The following is a 2,631-nucleotide window of genomic DNA, read 5'->3' on the forward strand; positions in this document are numbered from 1 at the left end:
TTGCGTGTTTCGGTAAGTCCCGGACGCCGATTTCACTAAGTCCCGGACAGTGATTTCAGTAAGTCGCGGACAGCATTTCCGCTAAGTCCCGGACAGTTTCCGGGGCGGATTTGACGGTCGGTTCTCGGCTGCGCCGTTCTGGCATTTTGACCTCTCACGATGACGTTGAGAGGGGCCCATGCCAAGACGGAAGCAAACGAGACAGACGACGGTGAAGGACATCCGAGCGATCTTGCGCCTGACGCATGAGCATGGCCTTTCGGTGCGTGCGGTATCGGAACGGCTGAAGATCAGCAAGACGACGGTTTCGACCTATCTGTTACGCGCGAGCGAGGCGGGGCTTTCGCGTTGGCCGTTGCCGCCCGGCTACGACGACGATGCCGCGCTCGAGCGGCTTCTGTTCCGCCGGATGGGCCGGCCGCCACAGGATCTGAGTGAGCCCGACTGGGCGCTGATCGTCCGGGAGCTGAAGCGCAAGGGCGTGACGCTGACGCTGTTGTGGCAGGAGTATCGCGCTGCCCATCCCGACGGTTACGGCTACACCTGGTTCTGCGAGCACTTCGCCGCTTTCGAGCGCCGGACGAGCGCAACGTTCCGCAATCGGCATGCGGCGGGCGCGGTGATGCAAACCGACTATGCCGGGCAGACGGTGCCGATCATCGATCCTGCTACCGGCGTCATCCACGCCGCCCAGATCTTTGTCGCGGTGCTGGGGGCCTCCAATCTGACCTTCGCCTTTGCCAGCTCCAGCCAGAAGCTGCCCGACTGGATCGACGGCCAGATGCGGGCGCTTGCCTTCTTCGGCGGAGTCACCAAGGCGATCGTCTGCGACAACCTGAAGGCTGGTGTGGCCAAGGCGTTGTGGTTCGAGCCGACGCTGAACACGACCTTTGCGGCGATGGCCGAGCATTACGACACCACCATCTTGCCGACCCGCAGCCGAAAGCCGCGCGACAAGGCCAAGGTCGAAGGCGCGGTGCTGATCGTCGAGCGCTGGATTCTGGCCCGGCTCCGGAATCGCTCTTTCTTCTCGCTGGCTGAGCTCAATGCGGCGATCGCCGAGCTGCTCGAGGAGCTGAACAACCGGCCGATGCGCCATGTCGGCAAAAGCCGCCGCGAACTGTTCGAGGAAATCGAGCGGGTGGCCTTGAGGCCGCTGCCGGCGACGCCGTTCGAATATGCCGAGTGGAAATCGGCGAAGGTGCATCCCGATTACCATGTCGAGATCGACAAGACCTTCTACTCGGTGCCGCACCGGCTGATCGGACGCACCGTCGACGTGCGGCTCACCCACCGGGTGGTCGAGATCTTCCACGATCACCAGCGCGTCGCCTGCCATGTCCGTCGCTCGCAGCGTTCCGGCCATGTCACCGTCAATGAACACATGCCCAAGGCGCATCAGCGCTACGCCAACACGACGCCGGCCAGCCTAATTGGCCGGGCGGCCAGGATCGGCCCCAACGCCGCCATCCTGGTCGAGCGCATGATGCGCGACCGGCCGCATCCGGAACAGGGATACCGCTCGGCCATGGGCATTCTGTCGCTGGCTCCACGTTATGGACCGGAGCGTCTCGATGCCGCCTGCGAGCGGGCGCTTCTGATCAACGCGATCGCCTACTCCTCCGTCACCGCCATCCTCAAATCCGGCCTCGACCAGGCAAGACCGCAGACCGAGCCGGCAAAGCCGACACCGCCGCACACCAACATCCGCGGCAGCACCTATTACCAGTGAAGGAAAGGAAGAAAGAATGCTGACAAACCCCACCCTCGACCAGATGCAGACCCTCGGCCTGGCCGGCATGGCCACCGCCTGGCGCGAGCTGGCCGAACAGAACAACGCCAATGAGCTCAGCCGCGACGAGTGGCTCGGCCTGATGCTCGACCGCGAGGTCGCCATGCGTGCCGACAAGCGTGTCAAGAACCGGCTCGCCTCAGCCAAGCTGCGCTTTCCCGAAGCCTGCATCGAGGACATCGATTTTGCCGCGACGCGCGGGCTCGACCGGCGCAGCACCATGGCGCTCGCCCAAGGTGAATGGCTGAAGGCGCATGAGAACCTGATCGTCACCGGCCAAACCGGCACCGGCAAGTCATGGCTGGCCTGCGCCTTCGGTCGGCAAGCGGCACGGCTTGACCATTCCGTGCTCTATGTGCGCGTGCCGCGCCTGTTCGAGGATCTGGCGCTCGCCCGCCTAGATGGCCGCTTCCCGCGCCTCATCGACAAACTCACCCGCGCGCAACTGCTCATCCTCGACGACTTTGGAACCCACAGCCTCACCGACCAGCAGCGCTTCCATCTGTTCGAAATCGTCGAGGAACGCTATCGGCGCAAATCCACCCTGATCACCGCCCAGGCCCCCGTGGCCAAATGGCATGACCTGATTGTCGACCCCACCGTCGCCGACGCCATTCTCGACAGGATCGTCCACAACGCCCACCGCATCGTGCTCCAGGGCGACAGCATGCGAAAGCAAAAAGCCGCGCCCCTCTTGACCGGCGCCGAAAACGGCGAAATCAATCATCCATGAACGCAACAAGGCACCCGAGAACCGACACCGCCAAACTGTCCGCGACTTAATGAAACAGCTGTCCGCGACTTAGCGGAATCACTGTCCGGCTTTTGCGAAATGCGCA

At 63.5% G+C, this 2,631-nt stretch carries 2 protein-coding genes; both read left to right on the top strand.

The genetic code is table 11. The features are described 5' to 3' along the window. Nucleotides 1-178: 178 nt before the first annotated feature. The gene (gene istA, locus NKJ84_RS32880) at nt 179-1,732 is read left to right on the top strand and encodes an IS21 family transposase (protein WP_352469372.1); all 1,554 of its coding nucleotides are present in this window, start codon (nt 179-181) and stop codon (nt 1,730-1,732) included. Between the two features lie 16 nt (nt 1,733-1,748). Then, complete coding sequence (gene istB / locus NKJ84_RS32885) at nt 1,749-2,525, top strand: IS21-like element helper ATPase IstB (protein WP_352509982.1); 777 nt, start codon at nt 1,749-1,751, stop codon at nt 2,523-2,525. Nucleotides 2,526-2,631: the final 106 nt, after the last annotated feature.

The organism is Mesorhizobium sp. M0048 (assembly GCF_040323405.1).
Taxonomy (GTDB): domain Bacteria; phylum Pseudomonadota; class Alphaproteobacteria; order Rhizobiales; family Rhizobiaceae; genus Mesorhizobium.